Origin of the sequence: Nocardia stercoris (genome assembly GCF_003696265.1) — a bacterium.
GTDB lineage: Bacteria > Actinomycetota > Actinomycetes > Mycobacteriales > Mycobacteriaceae > Nocardia > Nocardia stercoris.
Window position 1 is genome coordinate 95,248 of sequence record NZ_RFFH01000010.1, and the last position, 20,576, is coordinate 115,823.

A 20,576-nucleotide genomic window follows, 5' to 3' on the forward strand; every position below is an offset into this window, starting at 1 on the left:
GACAAAGCCGCTACAGTATGTAGCGGCTGGGATGTCGAGGAGAATTCATGTCCGCTGCTTCGCACAGCACCGCACCCGCCGAGATGTATCGCCCAGTGCCGCTCCTGCAGGACAAGGTCATCGTGATCTCGGGTGTCGGACCCGGCCTGGGGCATTCGCTCAGTATCGAAGCGGCCCGCATGGGGGCGCGGGTCGTCCTGGTGAGCCGGACCCGCAAGAAGCTGGAGAAGCTCGCCGACGAGGTGCGGGCCGAGGGCGGAACCGCGCTGGTGGTGGACGCCGACATCACCGACGAAGAACAGCGGCGGCGCATCGTCGAGCAGACCCTCGTCGAATACGGGCGCGCGGACTGCCTGATCAACAACGCCTTCGCCATCCCGCCCATGAACCCGATCAGCACCATCGAGCTGGACTACCTGCGCGCCGCGAACGAGACCAATGTCTTCGCGCCCCTGCGACTTTCGACGCTGTTCAGTGACGCGCTGGAACAGAGCCGCGGTTCGATCATCATGCTGAACTCGTGCGTGTCCTACAGCTCGCAGCCCGAGTACTCCGGGTACAAACTCTCCAAGGGCGCCCTGCAGCACCTCGCGCAGTCGCTGGCCACCGAGCTCGGCCCGCGCGGGATCCGGGTCAACAGCGTCGCGCCGTCGTACGTCTACGAGGACATCAACAAGGCGTACTTCGACTATCTCGCGCAGAAAGCGGGAGTCACGCACGAGGACATCTACCGCGAGAAGGCCGCGCCGACCGACCTGCGCCGGCTCGCCGGGCCCGAAGAAGTGGCCCGCGCCACCCTGTTCCTGGCCAGCGACCTGGCGACCGCGGTGACCGGTCAGATGCTGACCGTCGACTGTGGGGAGTTCCACCGATGAGCGGCCGCAAGCGAATCGTGTTGTGGGGCACCGGCGTTGTCGGTTCCATGGTGTTGCGCGAGATCCTGCGGCATCCGCGGTTCGAGCTGGCCGGGGTGGGCGTGAGCAACCCCGACAAGGTCGGGGTCGACGCGGGCGATCTGTGTGGCGAGCCGAAAACCGGTGTGCTGGCCACGAATTCGATCGACGAGCTGATCGCGCTGCGGCCGGATGCGGTGGTCCACTACGGTCCGACCGCGGCCAAGGCCGACGACAACATCCGGGTGATCGGCGCGTTCCTGCGCGCCGGGATCGACGTGTGCTCCACGGCCATGACCCCGTGGGTGTGGCCGGGCATGGCCCAGGTGCCCGACGTCTGGCGGGATCCGATCACCGAGGCCTGCGCCGCGGGCGGGGCCTCCTGCTTCACCACCGGCATCGATCCCGGCTTCGCCAACGACCTGTTCCCCATGACCCTCATGGGCCTGTGCGGCGAAGTGCAATCCGTGCGGGCTTCGGAACTACTCGACTACACCGACTACGAGGGCGACTACGAATTCGAGATGGGTATCGGCCACCCGCCGGAATTCAAAGCGCTGCTGGAATATCCGGACGTGCTGATCATGGCGTGGGGCCCGACCGTGCCGATGATCGCGGCCGCCGTCGGCATCGAACTCGACACCATCACCACCACCTGGGAGAAGTGGGTGACCCCGACGGACCGGCCGTCCGCCAAGGGGGTGATCGAGGCGGGCACTGTCGCCGCGATCCGCTTCACGGTCAACGGCGTGTTCCGTGGCCGCGAGGTCATCACCCTCGAGCACGTCAACCGCATCGGCCGCGACGCCGCCCCCGAGTGGCCCACCGGCACCCGCGACGACGTCTACCGCGTGGATATCGTCGGCTCGCCGTCGATTTCGCAGGAGACGTCCTTCAGCTTCACCGACGCGGGCCCGGGACGCACCCCGGCGGTCGCGGGCTGCCTGGCCACCGGCATGCGGGCGCTTAACGCCGTGCCCGCGGTGAACGACCTGCCGCCCGGCTGGGTGACGGCGCTGGACCTGCCGCTCGTTCCGGGCGTGGGCACCATCCGCTGAACCCCGCACACGCCCTGCCGCGACTCGGCGGTGCGACCTCGACCGAGCACTGGGGCCCCGCCGAATTCGGCGGGGCCCCAGTGTCTTCCGTCGTCCGAGATCAGTTCGCACTGCCCGCGAACGATGCGCCGGCGACGGAGCGGGACGATTCGCCGTCGATCCCGACCGGCACGTCCCCTTCCAAGGTGGTCCGATACAGCACCCGCACCACATCGGTGTGGTCGAGGTCGCTGGGCGCCAGGTGCGCGGTGGCCCGGTTGTCCCAGAAGGCGACGGTGCCCGGCGTCCAGCGCAAGCGCACCGTGTAGGCGGGGTCGGACACCTCGTCGAACAGCAGCGACAGCAGTGCGTCGCTCTGGCGCGGGCTCAGGCCCAGGATGCGGGTGGTGAAGCCCGGATTCACGAACAGCAGCCGCTCACCCGTCACCGGGTGCACGCGAACCACCGGGTGCTCGGTGACCAGCGGGTTCGCCGCGACCCGGCGGCCGTAGTCGCTGTCGGCGTCCCAGAACGGCGCCCGCCCGCCGAAACGGTGCTCGGCACGCAGCCCGTCGACCAGCGTCTTGAGCGAATCGGGCAAACCGGCGTAGGCGGCGGCCAGGTTGGTCCACTGCGTGTCGCCACCGCGCTCGGGCACGATGTCGGCACGCAGCAGCGAGGCCGCGGGCGGGTTGATCAGCGGCGAGATGTCGGTGTGCCACTGATTGGTGTAGCTGACCTTGCGCTTGCCCAGGCGCTTCTCGTACAGCCGGCTGTCGACGGCGAGGATCTCCGGGTACTCGGTCGGGGCATCGGTGTCGTACGGGTGCGACGGAGTGACCGCGCCGAAGCGGCGGCTGAACGCGATCTGCTCGGCGTGCCCGATCTGCTGGTCCCGGAAGAACAGCACCTTGTACTCGTGCAGGGCGGCGGTCAAGGTGGCGATCTGGGCATCGGTGAAGTCGGCGCGCAGATCGATGTCCGATACCTCGGCGCCGATGTGGCCGGCGACCGGGGTGAAGGTGAACGCGCGGATCTCGGTGGTGGTCATGACATTTCCTCTCTACGGGCCGGTCAGGCGCTGACCGGGCTGAGTCGGGTCGGGTCCGGGGCGAACTGGCTCTCCACCGGCTCGAGGCCGTAGTGGCCGCGCAGCGTGGTGGCGGTGTACTCGGTGCGGAACAGGCCGCGCGCCTGCAGGATCGGCACCACCCGGTCCACGAAGTCCTCGAGACCGCCGGGCAGGTACGGCGGCATGATGTTGAAGCCGTCGGCCGCGCCACCGGAGAACCAGGCCTGCAGGTCGTCGGCGATCTGTTCGGGGGTGCCGGCCAGTGTGCGGTGGCCGCGGCCGCCGCCGAGCTTGCCGATCAACCCGCGCACGGTCAGCTGTTCCTGCTCGGCCAGCTCCTTGACCAGGGTGAAGCGGCTCTTACCGCCTTCGATGGCGCTCTCGTCCGGCAGCGGGGGCAGGGGTGCGTCGAGCGCGTGCTCGGTGAGATCGACGCCGAGCAGGGCGGACAGCTGACGCAGCGCGTAGTCGGGGGAGATGAGGTCGGTGAACTCCTGCTCCAAGGCCCGGGCCTGCTCCTCGGTGTCGGCGATGAACGGCACGATGCCCGGCAGAACCTTCAGCTCACCGTGCGCCCGGCCGTATTTCGCGAGCCGGGCCTTCAAGTCCCGGTAGAACCGCTGCCCCTCCTCGAGGGTGCGCTGCGCGGTGAACACGGCCTCGGCGTAACGGGCGGCGAACTCCTTGCCCGCCTCCGAGGATCCCGCCTGGACCAGCAGCGGCCGGCCCTGCGGGCCGCGCGGCGAGTTCAACGGACCACGCACCCGGAAGCGCTCGCTGTGGTGATCGATGGTGTGCACCTTGTCCGGATCGGCGAAGACGCCGGTCTCGGGGTCGAGCACGATCGCGTCGGACTCCCAGCTGTCCCAGAGTTCGATCGCCACCTCGACGAACTCCTGGGCGCGTTCGTAGCGGCGAGCGTGCTCGGGAATCGCGTCGTAGCCGAAGTTGTAGGCCTCGTCGACGCCACCGGAGGTGACGATGTTCCAGCCCGCGCGGCCGTGGCTGATGTGGTCCAGCGAGGCGAACTTCCGGGCCAGGTTGAACGGTTCGTTGTAGCTGGTGGAGGCGGTCGCGATCAGGCCGATCCGGCTGGTCGCGGTGGCGATCGCCGACAGCAGGGTGATCGGCTCGAAGACCGCGAGCGCGTTGCGCTGCACCCGCGGACCGACCGCGAGACCGTCGGCGAAGAACACCGAATCGAGCTTGCCGCGTTCGGCGATCCGGCCCAGTTCCTGGAAGTGGGCCACGTCGAGCACCCGGTGTGCTTCGGTGCGCGGGTGACGCCAGGCGGCCTCGTGGTGGCCAACGCCCATCAGGAAAGCGTTGAGGTGGAAGGTTTTCGGGGACATCGAGCGTCTTTCTGGTGAGGGGATCAGGCGGTGCGCCAGCGGGACAGCCGACGTTCGACGGCGACGAGGACACCGTTGAACAGCAGGCCCAGCAGCGAGATCGCGATGATTCCGGCGTACATCTGCGGAATCTGGAAGTTCTGTTGCGCGGCGGTGATCAGATAGCCGAGACCGGCTCGGGCTCCGGCCATTTCGGCCGCGACCAGCACCAGAATCGAGGAGGAGGCGGCCATCCGGATCCCGGTGAAGATCGAGGGCAGTGCCGCCGGCCAGACCACCTTCTGGAACAGCCGGACCGGGGAAAGTCCCAGCGATGCCGCGGATTTGAGTAGCAGCGGATCCACCGCGCGCACCCCGCTGATGGTGTTCAGCAGGATCGGGAAGAAGGCGGCGTAGACCACGAGCGCGATCTTCGAGGTTTCGCCGATGCCGAGGATCAGGATGAACACCGGCAACAGGGCCAGCGCGGCGGTATTACGGAACAGCTCGAGGACCGGCCCGAGCAGATCGGCCACCAGCCGGTTCCAGGCGATGGCGACCCCGATCGGCACCGCGGTGAGCAGCGCGAGCGCGAACCCGGTCAGGGCGCGGGTGAGGCTGGCCTGCACGTGGTCCTGCATCTGGCCGTTGCGGACCAGATCCGCGAACGCCTGCAGCACCGTCGACAACGGTGGCAGGAAAACCTGGTCCACCAGTCCGGTGCGCGGCGCGATCTCCCACAGTGCGAGAATCACGGCGATGGCGGCCAGCGGGCGCACGATCCGCCAGGTCAGCCGGCCCACGACGCGTGCCGCACGCAGGGCCGCGGGTGAGGTTCGCGCGGTCGCCGCGGACGGTGTCGAGAGCGGCGCGTCCGGTGTCGTTCCGGAGGATTCGGCGCCGGTGGCGGTCGGGGTGTCGGGCTGCGCGGCGTGGGTTTCGCCGGGCGCGGTGGCGGCCGCGGAGTCCGAAGGCGCCGGTGCGGTCGTGTCGCCGACAGCCGGGGCTTCGCCGGGTGCGGTCGCGTCGCCGGCGGCCGGGGTTCGGCCGGGTGCGGTCGACGGACGCTGTGTCGTGGCGCCCGGGGGCGAGAGCTGTTCTGCGGCAGCGGGGTTCGCTTGAGCGGTGTCGGCCGCGCCGACCTGCAGTGCGCTAGACATGGGTGGGGCTCCCCTCGGTTGCGGTACCGGACAGTGCCGCACGCTCGAGCCCCTGGGCGCGGGCCACCTCGTCGTGCAACAGCGTCCAGATCTCGTGGCGGATCTCGCGGAAGCGTTCGGTGGAGCGGATGTCGGTGCCGGCTGCGTCGCCGCGGTCCAGGTCGACGTCGACGATCGCCTTGATCCGGCCCGGACGCGAGGTCAGCACGGCGACGCGTTGACCGAGGTACACCGCCTCGTCGATGCCGTGGGTGATGAACAGGATGGTCTTGCCGGTACTGCGCCAGATCCGCAGCAGTTCGTCCTGCAGCGATTCGCGGGTCTGGGCGTCGAGGGCGGCGAACGGTTCGTCCATCAGCAGCACCTGCGGGTCGAAGGCGAGGCTGCGGGCGATGGCGACCCGCTGTTTCATCCCGCCGGACAACTGGCTGGGATAGCGATCGCCGAAGCCGTCCAGACCCACCAGCTCCAGATAGTGCTGGGCGATCTGCCGCCGTTCCCGCCGCCGGATTCCCTTGGCTTCCAAGCCGAATTCGATATTGCCGCGGGCCGTGCGCCAGGGCAGCAGCGCGTACTGCTGGAATACGATGCCGCGGTCCAGGCCCGGACCGGTGATCGGTGACCCGTCGAGCAGCAAGTGCCCGGCGGTGGGAGTGGCGAGTCCGCCGACCAGGTCGAGCAGCGTCGACTTGCCGGATCCGCTGGGGCCGACCAGGACCAGGAACTCCCCGTCGCGTACCTCCAGGTCGATATCGTCGAGCGCGGTGAACGCGTCGCCGAACTCTTTGCGCAGGCCGCTGATCGTCAGTTTCGCTGTGGCAGTGCTCATTTCGCGATCGCCTCGCCGTTCGGGCCGCTGTCGGAGGGATAGGTGCCGTTGGCGTACGGGTTGTACTGGTTGGTGAACAGGTCGGCGGCGTGCAGCTTGCCGGCCGCCTGATCGCCGTTGCGGCCCAGCCAGTCGATCCAGATCTGGATCTCCTTTTCGGCGATCACCGCGCCGGGCACCGGGATTCCGGGACTCTTCCAGATCTTCACCAGGCCGTCGTTCTCGTTGCGGCCGCGCGCGGCGATGACGGCGCGGAACTTGGCCTGCACCTGATCGGTCGGTGTGGTCTGCAGCCAGCGAATCGCGCGCGCGGTGCCCTGCACGAAGTCCTTCACCGCGTCGGGATGGGCGGCGATGTAGTCGGTGCGGAACACGTAGGTGCCGTAGTCGAATTTGCCGAACAGTGCCTTGTCGGTGAACAACGTCCGCACGCCGCCGCGCTGGTCGGCGACATCGAGGAACGGGCTGCTGAGCGCGGCGACGTCCACTTGGCCGTTGCGCAGCGCCTCCTCCGCGCTGACCGGCGGGATCACCACGAATTGCACCGACTTGATCTCGTCCTCGGTCAAGCCGTTGTCGTGCAGCCATTCCCGGGCCACGAATTCGTAGTGGGCGCCCAGGGTGTTCACCGCGATCTTCTTGCCGATCAGATCGCGTGCCGAGTTGATCGGTGAATTGTCCTTCACCAGATAGGCGCCGAAGGAGAGGTCGTCGGAGCCGTAGGATGCGAGCACCGATTTCACCGGAGCGCCACCGGAGACCAGTTTCACCACCGCGCCGTTGAACGCACTACCGAATTCGATCTGCTTGGTGGCCGCGGCCTGGATATTGGCCGGGCCGCTGGTGGTGTCGCTCTCCCAGTGGAGCTGGATCTTGGAGAAGTAGCCGAGGCTGTCGGCGAGCTCGTAGGCGGTCACGATGCCCGACTGGCCCTGATAACGCAGCACATCCTTGCCGTCGGCGGTGGTTCCGGGACCGGAGTGGCCGCAGGCGGTCGTCAGCGCGAGGACGGCGGACAGCGTCAGCAGGGCGGAGAGGGTGCGCAGCCGGCGTCGGCCTACACGGGTGGTCGGCATTGTCGAAACTTTCGCTGAGAGCACCGCGAATTGCTCGGCGGTGGTGGGGAAGTGGAATCACGCTGATATCCGCCGGGGGTCCCCCGGAAACGGATCAGGGTCGACAGATTCCCTGCGGCACGCGCATGAGGTCGACGACTCGGCGTCTGGTGAAGAGCAAGGTCCGCATCGTCGTCTCCTTTCGGTGCTCGAATATTCGGTGCCCCGGTCGTGTATTCATATTGGGGCGCGAAAGATGCTGGGGCAATGGCTATTTCACGATATGGAAATCAGTGTGAGTCTTATTCGGATGCCGCTGCCGGGGTGTCGAGCAGCGGGCCCACGCGGTGGGCGATCCGGCGCATGGACGGGACGATCCGGTTGACCAGCTCGTCGGTCAGTCGCCGTGACCGCGCCTGCACGGCGAGCGCGCCGTGGACCCGGTTGCCCGCGCCCGCGATCGGCACCGCCAGGCAGCGGATCGGGTCGGCGGCGTCGATCTCGGTCACCGCGAAACCGTTGCGGCGCACCCGGTCCAGGTCCGCATGCAGGCCGTCCGGTGCACCGGACGCCCGGCCCGCCAGTTCCTCGGCGACCGTGTGCGCGGCGGAGAACGCCAGCAGCGCCTGCCCGGCCGCGCTGGACCGCAACGGCTGTCTGGGCGCGGGAATCTGATGCTCGCAGAACCAGATCGGTGGCCGGGCCTGGAAGACGGTGTGGACCTGGCGATCCGCCACGGTACTGACGCTGACCGTGATCCGGATCCCGGCGGCCAGCGCGAACAGATGCGGTGCGGCGGAATCGAGTTCGAACCGCGACAGCGCCGGGCGCGCCAGCGACACCAGGCCGGCACCGATCCGGTATCGGTCGGTCGCCACGTCCTGCTGCAACAGCTTGCCCCGCACCAGCGCCTGCGCGAGCCGATGGGTGGTGCTCACCGGCAGCCCGGCCAGCTGCGCCAGCTCGCTCACCGACAGCTCCGGATCGTTGCTCTCGAAGCAGGCGAGGACCGCGATAGCGCGGTCGACGGCCCGAGCCCCGGAACGAGGTTCCTCGACAGCCATGGGTCCTCCTGCCCGACGGATTCGGTGATGCGCGAACTATCCGCCCGAACGCCGGGCCGGAACAAGGATTGCGCGCACCGCGAGCCGAGCTGCGACCCCGGTCTATTCGAGGATGCGGGTGAGCAGCCGGGTGAGCGTGTCGCGCTCGGTGGCCGACAAGGCGCGCAGGATGTCGTGTTGTACCGCGGTGAGTGGCGCGTCCAGCTCTTCGAGCCGTCGTCGCCCGGCGGCGGTCAGTGTGATCCGATTGCGACGGCGGTCGCTGGGATCCGGGGTGCGCGCGACGTGGCCTTGCGCGGTCAGCTCATTGAGCATCGTGTTCATATCGCTCTGGTCGATTCCGCACCGTTGGCCGATCCGCACCTGGCTGTCCGGGCCGAACTCGTCCAGCGCGGCCAGGATCGCAAAGTGATGGGCGTGCCCATCGACAGCGGTCATCGTTTCCGCGATGGTCCGATGTGCCCGCGCGGAAACCTTGTTGATCAGCCAGCTCGGTTTGTTCCGCAGGCGGGTCGGCGCTTCGCCCATCTCCATGCGCGCAGTCTAATCAATCTCTTGGCTCCACCAAGGAACGGCGCTATGCTTGGTTGGACCAAGATTGGTCGACCCAAGAAATTGAAGGTGGAACGATGTCACTCACTTCGGACGAAGCTCGGGCGATCAGCGACCGGGTCCGCGAACACGCCACCGGACTCGGCGCGGCAGTTACGATCGCCATCGTCGACGACGGCGGGCACCTGCAGGTTCTCGATCGCATGGACGGCGCGTCCCCCATGTCGGCGCGTATCGCTCCGGCGAAAGCATCCAGCGTGGCCCTGTTTCGACGCGACGACACCGACCTGATGAACCTGCAGCAGGCCTACCCCGCGGTGTTCGCGCAGATCATCGAGACCGCCGGAACGCCCATCGTCGCGGGCAGGGCCGCCCGGTTGATCTGGCGCGACGGTGTGGTCGCCGGCGCGATCGCCATCGCCGGCGGGACCCTCGAACAGGACGAAGCGTGTGTCGATGTCGCCGCGCTGCCGTTGGCCGCATCGACCTAGCCGACAACCACGCAACGAGCTCGCCGAGGGGTGACCCTCAGACGGTGACGGTTTCGGGTTGCGGGTCGCGGAAGCGGTCGCGGCCCCAGCGGAGGTCGAGTAGGAGGCCGGCGAGGCCGACGGCCATGCAGGCGCCGGTGACGGCGAGCATGGTGGGGGAGGTGCGGCCAGTGAGGGCATTGCCGAGTAGGACGGTGCCGATGGTGCCCGGGAGGCTGCCGACCGCGGTGGCGATGATGTAGGGCAGCAGGCGGATTCGGGACAGGCCCGCGCAGTAGTTCACCACCGAGAACGGGACCGGGCCGATCATGCGCAACGAGCCGACGGCCAGCCAGCCGCGTTCGGCCAGGCGGCGGTCCACCGAACGGACCGCCGGATGCGTCAGCCAGCCGCTCACCGCCTCCCGGCCCAGCGCGCGGACCAGGAGCAACGCCAGCACCGCGCTGAGCGAGGTCGCCGCGATCGCCAGGCAGACGCCGGGCAGCGGCCCGAACAGCAGACCGGCGCTGAGGGTGAACAGGGTGCGGGGGAAGGGTGCGACCGTCACCAGCGCGTGCACCAGGACGAACACCACCGGCAGCAACGGACCCACCGAATGTCCCCAGTCCCGGATCTGGCCGGGTGCCGGGTGCGGCAACAGCAGGGCCGCCGCCAGCAGGACCACACCGACGGCGAGCAGCGCCATCAGGCGGGGATCACGGAGTCTGCTGAGCACCCGGTCAGGGTATCGGGCAGAGGTGAAGACCGGGCACCGCCCACGGCGGGCCGCGCCTCACCGTGCCGCTGCCCGGTTGGGACTGATCTCGTCGGCGAGGGTCGCCTCGAACGGGGTCTCACCGTGCCGCTGCCGGGGTGAGGCGGATCTCGTCGGGGAGGGTCGCAGGGTCTCACCGCGCCGCTGCGGGGTGGGGGCCGAACGGCTAGCCTGGGAATTGCCTTGTGGGTCAGGGCGGTTCACGGGGCGGGCGAGTGCGCCGGTTCGACGGCCTGCGTGCACTGCGCCGACCTGTCCGAGGTCGGGTCCGATCGGCTGCCTGGTGTGGAACAGCCGGGCGTGATCGAACCCGCCGCCGGACGGTACCGGCGGCGCTGTCGGCGAGCCTCGCGACACCGGCCCGGACCTGCGGGATCGTCCCGCGGGCTGCTTCGCGGTCTTCGCAGCGCCGTCGGTAGCATCCCTGTCGGTGGACTGTGGTCGTCGCCACATCCGGACGAACCGGCTGATCACGCTGTTTTTCGCATTGCGAACGGCTGTGTGGATCGGCGCGAAGCCGTTGCGAAGGTTTGGTTCGGCGCCCGGGAATCCGGTACAGGTGTAGAGGACCGGATCTGGACAGGAAGAGGAACTCGAGCGATGCCGATTGCTTCGGAGTCGGATACCGGCGCGGTACCCGAATACGGCGCCTGGCGGACCGGCGTGGCCGGCGTTCTGGCCAAGGCGCGGCGGGTCGAGCCCGCCGAACTCGGGGACGAGCCCGAGAAGTTGCTGGCCGTCACCACCTACGACGGCGTGACGGTCAATCCGCTGTACACCCGCCGCGACGAACTGCCCGAGCCGCCGCTGCCCGGCGCCTACCCGTTCGTGCGCGGCGGCGACGCCACCCGCGACGTGAACCGCGGCTGGTACGTGTGCGAGAAGTTCGACGGGTCCGACGCCGCCGCGGTGAACGAGGAGATCCTCGCCGCCCTGGACAACGGCACCAGCGCCGTGTGGCTGGGTGCCGGTGAACGCGGCGTGCCTGTGGCGCAGCTGCCGCGCGCGCTGGCCGGGCTGTTGTTCGACCTCGCCCCGCTCGCCGTCGACGCCGGTGCCGACGGTGCCGCCGCGGCCGAGCAGATCTTCGCCGTGCTCGACGGCTACACCGCCGCGACCGACCGGGCCGCGATCCAGGTCGCGCTCGGCCTGACCCCGCTCACCAGCCGGTTCAACGGCACCTCGCACGTGGATCTGGACACCGCGGTCGCGGTGGCCCGCCAGGCCGCGCAGCGGGCCGAGACCGTGCGCGCGCTCACCGTCTGCGGTATCGCGCTGCACAACGCCGGTGCCTCCGACGCCCAGGAACTGGGTGCCGCGGTCGCCGCCGGCCTCGAATACCTGCGTGCCCTCACCGAGGCCGGCTTCGACGCCGCGAGCGCGTTGCGGCAGTTGGTGTTCCGGTTCGCCGCCACCGACGACCAGTTCGCCACCACCGCGAAATTCCGTGCCGCCCGCCAGATCTGGGCCCGCGTCGCCCACGAGCTGGGCGCGCCGGAGGAGGGCAACGCCCCGCAGCACGCGGTCACCTCGGCGGCCATGCTGTCGCAGCGCGACCCGTGGGTGAACATGTTGCGCACCACGCTCGCCGCCTTCGGCGCGGGTGTCGGCGGCGCCGACCTGATCACCGTGCTGCCCTTCGACGCTCCGCTGCCCGCCGGGGAACTCGGTGTGTCGCGGGCGTTCTCGGACCGCATGGCGCGCAACACCCAGCTGCTGCTGCTCGAGGAGTCGCACCTGGGGCATGTCCAGGACCCGGGTGCGGGCTCCTGGTACGTGGAACGCTTCACCGCCGAACTGGCCGCTGCCGCATGGGCTTTCATGCAGGACATCGAGCGGGCTGGCGGCTACGTGGCCGCGCTGGAGTCCGGGTGGCTCGCCGAGCGGATCGCCGCCACCCGCGCCCGGCGCGAATCCGATGTGGCACACCGCAAGACGGCCGTCACCGGCGTGAACGAGTTCCCGAACCTGGCCGAGGACCCGCTGTCGGAGGCCGCCCGGCAGCCCGGCACGGTCGCCCGCTACGGTGCCGCGTTCGAGGCGCTGCGCAACCGGTCCGACGCGTACTTCGTCGCGAACGGGCAGCGGCCCAAGGCGCTGCTGGTGCCGCTGGGCACCGTCGCCGAGCACAATGTGCGGGTGATCTGGTCGCAGAACCTGCTCGCCTCCGGCGGCATCGAGGCGATCACCCCCGGCCCGCTCGCGGCCGGTGAGATCGCCGCCGCCGCAACCGAATCCGGTGCCACGGTCGCGGTGCTGGTCGGTTCGGACAAGCGTTACGGTACCGATGCCCGGGCGGCCGTCGAGGAGCTGCGCGCCGCCGGTGTCACCACCGTGCTGCTGGCCGGACCGGAGAAGGCGGTCGCCGATCTGCCTGAAACGCGGCGTCCCGACGGATTCCTCACCGCCCGCATCGACGCGGTCGAGGTCCTGTCCGGCCTGCTCGAGAAGCTGGGAGCGTAGAAGATGTCCGACATCAAGCACCTGATCGGCAGCTTCGCCGACGTGCCGCTGGGCGACCCGGTCGACGCCGCGCCCGCCGCCACGCAGGTCGAGGCGTTCGTGGCCGACGCCGCGAAGGCCAACAACTACACTCCCGCGGACCTGGTCTGGGCGACCCCGGAGGGCATCGACGTGCCGCCGGTGCTGACCCGCGCCGACCGCGACGCGATTGTGGCGCAAGGGTATCCGCTCGACAGCGTGCCCGGTGTGGCGCCGTTCGTGCGCGGACCGTACCCGACCATGTACGTGAACCAGCCATGGACGATCCGCCAGTACGCCGGTTTCTCCACCGCCGCGGACTCCAACGCCTTCTACCGCCGCAACCTCGCGGCCGGTCAGAAGGGCCTGTCGGTGGCCTTCGACCTGGCCACCCACCGCGGCTACGACTCCGACCATCCGCGCGTCACCGGTGACGTCGGCATGGCCGGGGTCGCCATCGACTCCATCCTCGACATGCGGGAACTGTTCGATCAGATTCCGCTGGACCAGGTCTCGGTCTCGATGACCATGAACGGCGCGGTGCTGCCGATCCTAGCGCTGTACGTCGTGGCCGCCGAGGAGCAGGGCGTCGCCCCCGAGCAGCTGGCCGGAACCATTCAGAACGACATTCTGAAGGAGTTCATGGTCCGCAACACCTACATCTATCCGCCGACGCCGTCGATGCGGATCATCTCCGACATCTTCGCCTACACCAGCGCGCGGATGCCGAAGTTCAACTCGATCTCCATCTCCGGCTACCACATTCAGGAAGCCGGTGCGACCGCCGACCTGGAGCTGGCCTACACCCTCGCCGACGGCGTGGAGTACATCAAGGCCGGTATCGCCGCGGGCATGGAGGTCGACAAGTTCGCACCGCGGCTGTCGTTCTTCTGGGCGATCGGCATGAACTTCTTCATGGAGGTCGCCAAGCTGCGCGCCGGCCGTCTGCTGTGGAGCGAGCTGGTCGCCGAGTTCGAACCGAAGAACGCGAAATCGTCTGCGCTGCGGACACATTCGCAGACCTCCGGCTGGTCGCTGACCGCGCAGGACGTGTTCAACAATGTGGCCCGCACCTGTGTGGAGGCGATGGCGGCGACCCAGGGGCACACCCAGTCGCTGCACACCAACGCCCTCGACGAGGCGCTCGCGCTGCCGACGGACTTCTCCGCCCGGATCGCCCGCAACACCCAGCTGCTGATCCAGCAGGAGTCCAACACGACCCGGCCCGCCGACCCGTGGGGTGGCTCGTACTACGTCGAGTGGCTCACCCACGAGCTGGCCAACCGGGCCCGCGCCCATATCGCCGAGGTGCAGGCGCACGGCGGTATGGCGCAGGCGATCTCGGAGGGCATCCCGAAGCTGCGCATCGAGGAAGCCGCCGCGCGCACCCAGGCCCGCATCGACACCGGCAAGCAGGCCGTGATCGGGGTCAACAAGTATCAGGCCGACGAGGACACCCCGATCGAGGTGCTCAAGGTCGACAACACCCGGGTGCGCGCCGAGCAGGCCGAGAAGCTGGCTCGGCTGCGCGCCGAGCGCGACTCCGCCGCGGTGGAGCGGGCGCTGGCCGAATTGACCCGTGCCGCAGCGTCGTCCGAGGGCGGCATGGAGAACAACCTGCTCGCGCTGGCGGTCGACGCCGCCCGCGCCAAGGCCACCGTCGGTGAGATCTCCGACGCGCTGGAGAAGGTCTACGGCCGCCACCAGGCCGAGATCCGCACCCTGTCCGGTGTCTACCGTGAGGAGGCCGGCGTTGTGACCAACATCAGCAAGGCCATCGAGCTGGTGACCGAGTTCGCCGAGGCCGAGGGCCGCCGCCCCCGCATCCTGGTCGCCAAGATGGGCCAGGACGGGCACGACCGCGGCCAGAAGGTGATCGCGACCGCGTTCGCCGACCTGGGCATGGACGTCGACGTGGGCCCGCTGTTCCAGACCCCGGAAGAGGTGGCGCAGCAGGCGGCCGACAACGACGTGCACATCGTCGGTGTGTCGTCGCTGGCGGCCGGCCACCTCACGCTGGTGCCCGCGCTGCGGCAGGCACTGGCCGATGTCGGTCGCCCCGACATCATGGTCGTGGTCGGTGGCGTCATCCCGCCCGGCGACTTCGACGAGCTGTACGCCGCCGGCGCGGCCGCGGTGTACGGGCCGGGCACCGTGATCGCGGATTCCGCGATCGAGCTGATCAAGAAGCTGGCCGCCGACCTCGGCCACGAGATCGGCGCCGGCACCGCGGAATGAGCACTGCCCGAAGGGATGTCACCGCCGGCCGAACGCACCGGCCGCGGGTGACATCCCTCGGGTCGCCCGCGTCGGGGCCGGATCGATCGCCCGTTCCCGGCGAAGCGGCACTGCGGCCCGGTGGCCTGCCTGCGAGTCCGGTTCGGCCGGTAGCGGATTCGCGGCGTTCGGTGGTGCACCGGCGTTGCGGTGTTGCGGGCCGGATCAAGTGGGCGACGGCCCCGAGTGAACTGTTCGGTGCCGGCGGCTGGCCGGGCGTGGGCTCGATTCCGTCTTCGACGATGTGGGAGTGAGTGTGGCGGAGAACCGGTTTCGGTCCAGGGCTGTGTCGGAAGGCGACGCGACGATCGGGGTGTCGCACCCGCGGCTCGGAACCGTCGCGGGCACGCCGGGTGGTTCGGCGGTGGACCCGGCCGCGGATCCGGCTGCCGCGCAGTCACATCCGCGCTCGGCCCGGCGGCCCGCCGTCGACGTGGAGCAGCTGGCCGAATCGGTGCGGCGTGGGGAGCGGGCCGGTCTGGCGCGTGCCATCACCCTCGTCGAGTCGACCCGCGCGGATCACCGGGCCCTCGCACAGCAACTGTTGCTGCTGCTGATGCCCGATGCGGCGCGGGCGGATTCGAAGCGGGTCGGCATCACCGGTGTGCCCGGGGTCGGCAAGTCGACGTTCATCGACGCGCTCGGCATGTACCTGCTCGGACAGGGACACCGGGTCGCGGTCCTCGCGGTCGATCCGTCCTCGACCCGCACCGGTGGTTCGATCCTGGGCGACAAGACCCGCATGGCGCGACTGTCGGTGGAACGCAACGCCTTCATCCGGCCCTCGCCGACCGCCGGCACGCTGGGCGGGGTCGCGAAGGCGACCCGCGAGACCATGGTGCTGCTGGAGGCCGCCGGATACGATGTGATCCTGGTCGAGACCGTCGGGGTGGGTCAGTCCGAGGTGACTGTCGCCGGCATGGTCGACGTGTTCTGCTTCCTCACCCTGGCCCGCACCGGAGACCAGTTGCAGGGCATCAAGAAGGGCGTGCTCGAACTGGCCGACCTGGTCGCGGTGAACAAGGCCGACGGCCGCCACGAACTCGAGGCCAAGGCCGCCGCCCGTGAACTCCAGGGCGCGATGCGCCTGATCCACCCCCGCGAATCCCTGTGGCGCCCACCGGTGATCACAATGAGCGGCCTGAACGGTGCCGGCCTGGACACCTTCTGGGACACCGTCCTGCGTCATCGTGAAGTGCTCACCGAGGCGGGCGAATTCGCCGAGAAGCGCCGCCGCCAGCAGGTGGAGTGGACCTGGACCATGGTGCACGACCAGCTGCTGCGGCGCCTCGCCGACGACCCGGCCGTGAAAGCGCTACGGCCGGAGGTGGAAGCGGCGGTGCGTTCGGGCGATCTGACCCCCGCCATGGCGGCCGAGGAGATCCTGCGCGTTTTCGACGCCGACTGACACGCGTTGCCTGCCCCGGGCCGGTGGTGATCCGGCTGTGCCGTCCGGCGGTGTTTCTTCGCCGTCGATGACCGTCCGCGGTAGCGGGGGCCGTCGTGGATCACCTCAGCGGTGAACGCGTCCCGTGCCCCACGGCTCGGGGTATTCCCGAACGCTTTTCGGGTGACGGCTCAGGGTTCGTCCCGGATGTCCGTTGCGGCGTGAGTTCTTACCGTCGAAGGATGCGCATCGTACCGGCCGTATCCGTTCTCGCATTGCTTGTCCTCACCGGGTGCTCCAGCGTCCCGGACTCGGCGTCGGGGGCCGCGCCGACTACCGCGGTCACGGTGTCACCGGAGCGGGTTCGGTCGTTGCGCGAGGATATCGACGCGCTGGTACGCGCGGGCGCGACCGGGGCGATCGCCACGCTGACGGAGAACGGGCAGACTCTGACGGTGACCTCGGGTGTCGCCGACCGGTCGACCGGTGCGCCGATGCCTGCCGCGACACCGCAGCAGGTTCGAATCGGCAGTGTTTCCAAGGTGTTCGCGGCCTCGGTCCTGCTGCAACTGGTGTCCGAAGGCCGCATCCGCCTGGACGATTCGGTCGACACCTATCTGCCCGGCCTGCTCACCGGTGACGGAGTGGACGGCAAGGCCGTCACGGTGCGGCAGATCCTGCAACATCGCAGCGGTCTCCCGGAATTGACCGACTTCCCCGAGATTGACGAATACCGCGCCGGGGTGCAGCACCGCACCTTCACCCCGGCCGAGGAGATCGCCATCGCGCTGCGGCATCCGTCCCAGTTTTCGCCCGGCGCGCGTTTCCGGTACACCAATACCAACTACATCGTGGTCGGGATGCTGATCGAAAAGGTGACCGGCCGTGCATATTCCGATGTTCTACGCGACCGGATCCTCACGCCGAACCACCTCGCAGACACGTATCTTCCGGGCGCCGGCGAAGCCGATCTCCGCGGCCCGCATCCGGAGGGTTACGCGATGATCGACAACGTACTCACCGATGTCACCCGCCAGGAGTCGTCGGTGGCGTGGGCGGCGGGCGCGATGGTGTCCAGCGGCGACGACCTCGATCACTTCGGCCTGGCCTTGCTCGCCGGGAAGGTGGTGCCGGACGCCCAGCTCCGGGAGATGCTGGACCTGCAGCACACCGACGACTTCCCGGTGCAGTACGGACTGGGTATCGGCGGTGCCGAGTTGTCCTGTGGCACACAGTTCTTCGGCCACCGGAGGGATCGCCGGATTCGGGACGATCACCGGTGCGACCCGTGACGGTCGAGCCGCCACCATCGCCGTCACCGGCCCCTCGGGTAAGGCTCCGGACACCTCGGCCCTGTTGAGCCACGCCCTGTGCCCGTAGAGCGGGTGGAAACACTCATGACACCGAGCGTCGTAGACAGTTCAGGACGAGCCGTCGGCGGCTGCGGTGAGTCGGTCGGCGAGGGCGCGTACGGCGTCGTTGAGGGTGTCGGGGTGTTCGATGACGAACGGGCGATTCAGGCCGGCGAGGACCGGGGGTATCCAGTCGAGTCGTTCGGCCCGGATTCGGACCCGGACCCACGGGCGGGTATCGGCCGGCGGTGAGTCGATCTCGTGGATGGTCGCGATCGTCGCGGGGAGCAGCGGGCGGACCTGGGTGAGCGTGCCCTGCACTCGGATCGATACCTCGTGCCGGTAGGGCGCCGTGGCAAGTGCGGACAGTAGGTGGGCGGCCGGCTCGAATCCGGTGGGCGGAGTGAACGTTCCGGGCAGCGTGGTCACCGCGGTGATGCGGTCCACCCGGAACCGGCGTAGTTCGGCACTGTTGCTGTCCTGTCCGGTCAGGTACCACCGGCCGGAGTGGTCGGCGAGCCCGTAGGGGTGCACGGTCCGCTCGCTGGGCCGACCGTTTCGGTCGGTGTAGTCGATCGCGACCGGTCGGTGCTCGTGGGTGGCCTCGGCGAGCCGGAGCAGGACGGTGTTCTCGACAGTGACGTACGGGCGCGCGGCGGCGGTGAACTCGACGGTGTCGAGCAGTGCGTCCAGGCGGGCCGTCAGGCGGGCGGGCAGGACGCGGCGGAGTTTGGCCGTCGCGCTGTCGGCTGCGCGGGCGGAAGCTGTCGATCGGTCGGCGCCGTGGTTGGCGAGGAGTCCGAGTAACACCGCCACCGCTTCGTCGTCGGTCAGCATCAGCGGCGGGATCCGGTATCCAGGGGCGAGCCGGTACCCCCCGTAACGGCCCCGAACCGATCGGACGGGGATATCCAGGTCGGTGAGATGGGTGACGTATCGCCTGACGGTGCGTTCGTCGACGCCGAGCCGTCCGGCGAGTTCGCCGACGGTACGGGTTCCGCCGGCCTGCAACAGCTCGAGCAGGGCCAGCACTCGGGCGGTGGGGCGCGTCATCGGAAAATTCTCGTCTCTATACCGGGCGGAAACTGTCCGGTATCGACTCTACCGTGGCATGCGGCGGCGGACCTTCCGCCACATCCGACAGCAGGAGCACACGATGAAACTCGTCTCGATCCGCCTGATCACCGATGACGTCCAGCGGTTGGTCAGCTTCTACCAGCAGGTGACCGGTGTCGAAGCGACCTGGGCTACAACGGATTTCGCCGAAATCGCCACACCGGCAGGCACGCTTGCGATCGGAAGCACCCGCACCGTGGCGCTGTTCGCAGCAGGCAGCGCGCGCCCAGCCGACAACCACACCGCGATCATCGAATTCCTGGTTCCCGACGTCGATGCCGATTACCGGCGGTTGCGGGATGCGGTCGAGGATTTCGTCAACGAGCCCACGACGATGCCGTGGGGGAACCGGTCGTTGCTGTTCCGCGATCCCGACGGCAACCTGATCAACCTCTTCACGCCGGTCACCGCTCGAGCCGTCGCAAAGTTCGGCATTTGACATCCGCACATCGGCACTACAGGGCAGGGAACTCTGCGCGGCCGAGGGGCGCTCAGCCTCTCGCCGCGTAGCGTCTTCGTTTGTCGCGTGCCGGCTGGCCGCCGAGGAAGTCCCGCGCGTCTTCGACGTCGGCGATCAGCGCTGACGGCCACTCGGGAGCTGTTGCCCGGCCGGCTGTTTCGCGGGTCGAGTGGAAATACTCATGGTGCGCGATGCGGTGGCCGATCAGGATAGTGGGCATGGACGAGCAAGGGGGAGCGGCGACGCCGCAAGTGCGCGACCGGGTTTCGATCTGGGTCTGGATCGCCCGGGCGATCGCGATCGCGCTGTTCGTGCCGCCGCGGTTGGTGTGGGAGGGGATCAAGCGGATACCGCGCGCGATCGCGGCGGTGGTTCGGGTGTTCGACCGGTATCTCCTGGAGCCGACGGTGGTTCTGTTCCGGGACTGGGTGTATCGGCCGATCCGCAACTTCGTGCGGAACTACCTGTGGCACTGGCTGATTCAGCACCTGCTGTGGGGCATAGTGCTCACGCCGCTCGGTGCGCTGATCGTGGCGATCGTGCTGCGGCCGCTGCAGCGGGTGATCGAGGACTGGTTGTGGCGGCGGGTCGTCGTGCCGGGCAGCGTGTGGGTCTTCCGCCGGGTCCTGAAACCGGCCGCCGACGGCGCGGTCCGGCTGGCGGTGAACGTAGGGCGCTGGCTGATCGTGGAGCCGAGCGTCGCGCTGTGGCGCTACGTCGTGCGGCCGGTGGCGCACTGGAGTGTGTGGCTGGCCGTCAATGCCGTGAAATGGCTGGTCGTGGCGCCGATCGTCGGTATGTGGCAATATGTCCTGCGGCCGTTGGCGATCGGACTGCGGGACGCGGTGCTGCGGCCGGCGGGTGGCTGGGTGCGGACCCGGATCCTGCCGGGGCTGGCGAGCGTCGCGCGTGCGGTGGGCGGTGCGGTTCGTGCGGCCGCGGAATTCGCGGTGACGTGGCTGGTCGTCGAGCCGGTGCACGCGCTGTGGCGGTGGGTGCTGCGGCCGCTGATCCGGGCGGTGGTCGCCGCGGTCCGGTTCGGCTGGCGGGTCGCCACCGTGGTGGTGGGTGCCCTGGTCATCGCGCCCTGTCGGTGGGTGCATCGAACCCTGTTGCGGCCCTTGGCCGTCGGCTGTGGCCGGGTCTGGCGGGCGGTGGCCGGCCGGGTCCGCTGGACTTACCGCACGGTGATCATGCCGTGGCAGCAGCGTGCGCGGGAGGCGTGGCAGCTGGTCTTCGGGTGAGAATGCCGGAGTAGTGGGCTG

General features: G+C 69.2%; 18 protein-coding genes. 9 read left to right on the forward strand and 9 right to left on the reverse strand.

Translation table 11 applies throughout. The features are described from left to right. Positions 1-47: 47 nt before the first annotated feature. Positions 48-875, forward strand: coding sequence for an SDR family oxidoreductase (locus tag EBN03_RS22195; protein ID WP_233608533.1), 828 nt, complete (start codon positions 48-50; stop codon positions 873-875). Next, positions 872-1,951: an NAD(P)H-dependent amine dehydrogenase family protein gene (locus EBN03_RS22200; protein ID WP_122190030.1), complete on the forward strand. Its 1,080-nt coding sequence runs from the start codon at positions 872-874 to the stop codon at positions 1,949-1,951. Before EBN03_RS22195 ends, EBN03_RS22200 begins: the two co-directional genes overlap by 4 nt. 100 nt (positions 1,952-2,051) lie before the next feature. Here the strand turns inward: EBN03_RS22200 and EBN03_RS22205 are convergent, their stop codons facing one another. The 7 genes from EBN03_RS22205 to EBN03_RS22235 form a co-directional block, all read right to left on the reverse strand. Further along, on the reverse strand, positions 2,052-2,981 hold the full coding sequence (locus EBN03_RS22205) for a TauD/TfdA dioxygenase family protein (RefSeq protein ID WP_122190031.1): 930 nt from the start codon (positions 2,979-2,981) through the stop codon (positions 2,052-2,054). Positions 2,982-3,004: 23 nt separating this feature from the next. Beyond that, the gene (locus EBN03_RS22210; protein ID WP_122190032.1) at positions 3,005-4,354 is read right to left on the reverse strand and encodes an LLM class flavin-dependent oxidoreductase; all 1,350 of its coding nucleotides are present in this window, start codon (positions 4,352-4,354) and stop codon (positions 3,005-3,007) included. A gap of 23 nt (positions 4,355-4,377) precedes the next feature. Beyond that, on the reverse strand, positions 4,378-5,154 hold the full coding sequence (locus EBN03_RS22215; RefSeq protein ID WP_233608546.1) for an ABC transporter permease: 777 nt from the start codon (positions 5,152-5,154) through the stop codon (positions 4,378-4,380). Positions 5,155-5,485: 331 nt separating this feature from the next. Then, positions 5,486-6,322: an ABC transporter ATP-binding protein gene (locus EBN03_RS22220; protein ID WP_122190034.1), complete on the reverse strand. Its 837-nt coding sequence runs from the start codon at positions 6,320-6,322 to the stop codon at positions 5,486-5,488. Next, complete coding sequence (locus tag EBN03_RS22225; RefSeq protein ID WP_122190035.1) at positions 6,319-7,398, reverse strand: ABC transporter substrate-binding protein; 1,080 nt, start codon at positions 7,396-7,398, stop codon at positions 6,319-6,321. The genes EBN03_RS22220 and EBN03_RS22225 overlap by 4 nt, the downstream gene beginning before the upstream one ends. A 281-nt stretch (positions 7,399-7,679) precedes the next feature. Further along, positions 7,680-8,441 (reverse strand): IclR family transcriptional regulator, encoded by a 762-nt coding sequence (locus EBN03_RS22230; RefSeq protein ID WP_122190036.1) that lies wholly within the window; start codon positions 8,439-8,441, stop codon positions 7,680-7,682. A gap of 102 nt (positions 8,442-8,543) precedes the next feature. After that, positions 8,544-8,975 carry a MarR family winged helix-turn-helix transcriptional regulator gene (locus EBN03_RS22235; protein WP_122190037.1) on the reverse strand — a complete coding sequence of 144 codons (432 nt, stop codon included), beginning with the start codon at positions 8,973-8,975 and terminating at the stop codon, positions 8,544-8,546. A gap of 95 nt (positions 8,976-9,070) precedes the next feature. Between EBN03_RS22235 and EBN03_RS22240 the strand changes: the two genes are divergently transcribed. After that, the gene (locus EBN03_RS22240) at positions 9,071-9,484 is read left to right on the forward strand and encodes a GlcG/HbpS family heme-binding protein (protein ID WP_122190038.1); all 414 of its coding nucleotides are present in this window, start codon (positions 9,071-9,073) and stop codon (positions 9,482-9,484) included. Between the two features lie 37 nt (positions 9,485-9,521). Here EBN03_RS22240 and EBN03_RS22245 read toward each other — a convergent pair whose 3' ends face one another. Continuing rightward, positions 9,522-10,169, reverse strand: coding sequence for a TVP38/TMEM64 family protein (locus tag EBN03_RS22245; protein WP_407671213.1), 648 nt, complete (start codon positions 10,167-10,169; stop codon positions 9,522-9,524). A gap of 669 nt (positions 10,170-10,838) precedes the next feature. Here EBN03_RS22245 and EBN03_RS22250 point away from each other — a divergent pair. The 4 genes from EBN03_RS22250 (at position 10,839) to EBN03_RS22265 (ending at position 17,675) form a co-directional block, all read left to right on the forward strand. Then, positions 10,839-12,701, forward strand: a complete 1,863-nt coding sequence (locus tag EBN03_RS22250; RefSeq protein ID WP_122190040.1) for a methylmalonyl-CoA mutase family protein — start codon at positions 10,839-10,841, stop codon at positions 12,699-12,701. 3 nt (positions 12,702-12,704) lie between these two features. Continuing rightward, positions 12,705-14,957 (forward strand): methylmalonyl-CoA mutase, encoded by a 2,253-nt coding sequence (gene scpA, locus EBN03_RS22255; RefSeq protein WP_122190041.1) that lies wholly within the window; start codon positions 12,705-12,707, stop codon positions 14,955-14,957. A gap of 403 nt (positions 14,958-15,360) precedes the next feature. Further along, positions 15,361-16,404 carry a methylmalonyl Co-A mutase-associated GTPase MeaB gene (gene meaB, locus EBN03_RS22260; protein WP_122190094.1) on the forward strand — a complete coding sequence of 348 codons (1,044 nt, stop codon included), beginning with the start codon at positions 15,361-15,363 and terminating at the stop codon, positions 16,402-16,404. Positions 16,405-16,625: 221 nt separating this feature from the next. Then, positions 16,626-17,675 (forward strand): serine hydrolase domain-containing protein, encoded by a 1,050-nt coding sequence (locus tag EBN03_RS22265; RefSeq protein WP_233608534.1) that lies wholly within the window; start codon positions 16,626-16,628, stop codon positions 17,673-17,675. Between the two features lie 129 nt (positions 17,676-17,804). On the opposite strand, the gene EBN03_RS22270 is transcribed toward EBN03_RS22265, so the two are convergent. Continuing rightward, complete coding sequence (locus EBN03_RS22270) at positions 17,805-18,788, reverse strand: helix-turn-helix transcriptional regulator (RefSeq protein ID WP_233608535.1); 984 nt, start codon at positions 18,786-18,788, stop codon at positions 17,805-17,807. Positions 18,789-18,891: 103 nt separating this feature from the next. Between EBN03_RS22270 and EBN03_RS22275 the strand changes: the two genes are divergently transcribed. Both EBN03_RS22275 and EBN03_RS22280 read left to right on the forward strand, forming a co-directional pair. Continuing rightward, positions 18,892-19,290: a VOC family protein gene (locus EBN03_RS22275; RefSeq protein ID WP_122190095.1), complete on the forward strand. Its 399-nt coding sequence runs from the start codon at positions 18,892-18,894 to the stop codon at positions 19,288-19,290. A gap of 239 nt (positions 19,291-19,529) precedes the next feature. Next, positions 19,530-20,555 carry a hypothetical protein gene (locus EBN03_RS22280; RefSeq protein ID WP_122190043.1) on the forward strand — a complete coding sequence of 342 codons (1,026 nt, stop codon included), beginning with the start codon at positions 19,530-19,532 and terminating at the stop codon, positions 20,553-20,555. The last annotated feature ends 21 nt before the right edge of the window (positions 20,556-20,576 follow it).

Coding starts and splice junctions, on each gene's coding strand:
- EBN03_RS22195 (WP_233608533.1), top strand. CDS start 48: ATGTCCGCTGCTTCGCACAGCACCGCACCCGCCGAGATGTATCGCCCA.
- EBN03_RS22205 (WP_122190031.1), bottom strand. CDS start 2,981: ATGACCACCACCGAGATCCGCGCGTTCACCTTCACCCCGGTCGCCGGC.
- EBN03_RS22250 (WP_122190040.1), top strand. CDS start 10,839: ATGCCGATTGCTTCGGAGTCGGATACCGGCGCGGTACCCGAATACGGC.
- EBN03_RS22225 (WP_122190035.1), bottom strand. CDS start 7,398: ATGCCGACCACCCGTGTAGGCCGACGCCGGCTGCGCACCCTCTCCGCC.
- EBN03_RS22240 (WP_122190038.1), top strand. CDS start 9,071: ATGTCACTCACTTCGGACGAAGCTCGGGCGATCAGCGACCGGGTCCGC.
- EBN03_RS22210 (WP_122190032.1), bottom strand. CDS start 4,354: ATGTCCCCGAAAACCTTCCACCTCAACGCTTTCCTGATGGGCGTTGGC.
- scpA (WP_122190041.1), top strand. CDS start 12,705: ATGTCCGACATCAAGCACCTGATCGGCAGCTTCGCCGACGTGCCGCTG.
- EBN03_RS22235 (WP_122190037.1), bottom strand. CDS start 8,975: ATGGAGATGGGCGAAGCGCCGACCCGCCTGCGGAACAAACCGAGCTGG.
- EBN03_RS22275 (WP_122190095.1), top strand. CDS start 18,892: ATGAAACTCGTCTCGATCCGCCTGATCACCGATGACGTCCAGCGGTTG.
- EBN03_RS22265 (WP_233608534.1), top strand. CDS start 16,626: ATGCGCATCGTACCGGCCGTATCCGTTCTCGCATTGCTTGTCCTCACC.
- EBN03_RS22220 (WP_122190034.1), bottom strand. CDS start 6,322: ATGAGCACTGCCACAGCGAAACTGACGATCAGCGGCCTGCGCAAAGAG.
- EBN03_RS22230 (WP_122190036.1), bottom strand. CDS start 8,441: ATGGCTGTCGAGGAACCTCGTTCCGGGGCTCGGGCCGTCGACCGCGCT.
- EBN03_RS22245 (WP_407671213.1), bottom strand. CDS start 10,169: ATGGCGCTGCTCGCCGTCGGTGTGGTCCTGCTGGCGGCGGCCCTGCTG.
- EBN03_RS22270 (WP_233608535.1), bottom strand. CDS start 18,788: ATGACGCGCCCCACCGCCCGAGTGCTGGCCCTGCTCGAGCTGTTGCAG.
- EBN03_RS22200 (WP_122190030.1), top strand. CDS start 872: ATGAGCGGCCGCAAGCGAATCGTGTTGTGGGGCACCGGCGTTGTCGGT.
- EBN03_RS22280 (WP_122190043.1), top strand. CDS start 19,530: ATGGACGAGCAAGGGGGAGCGGCGACGCCGCAAGTGCGCGACCGGGTT.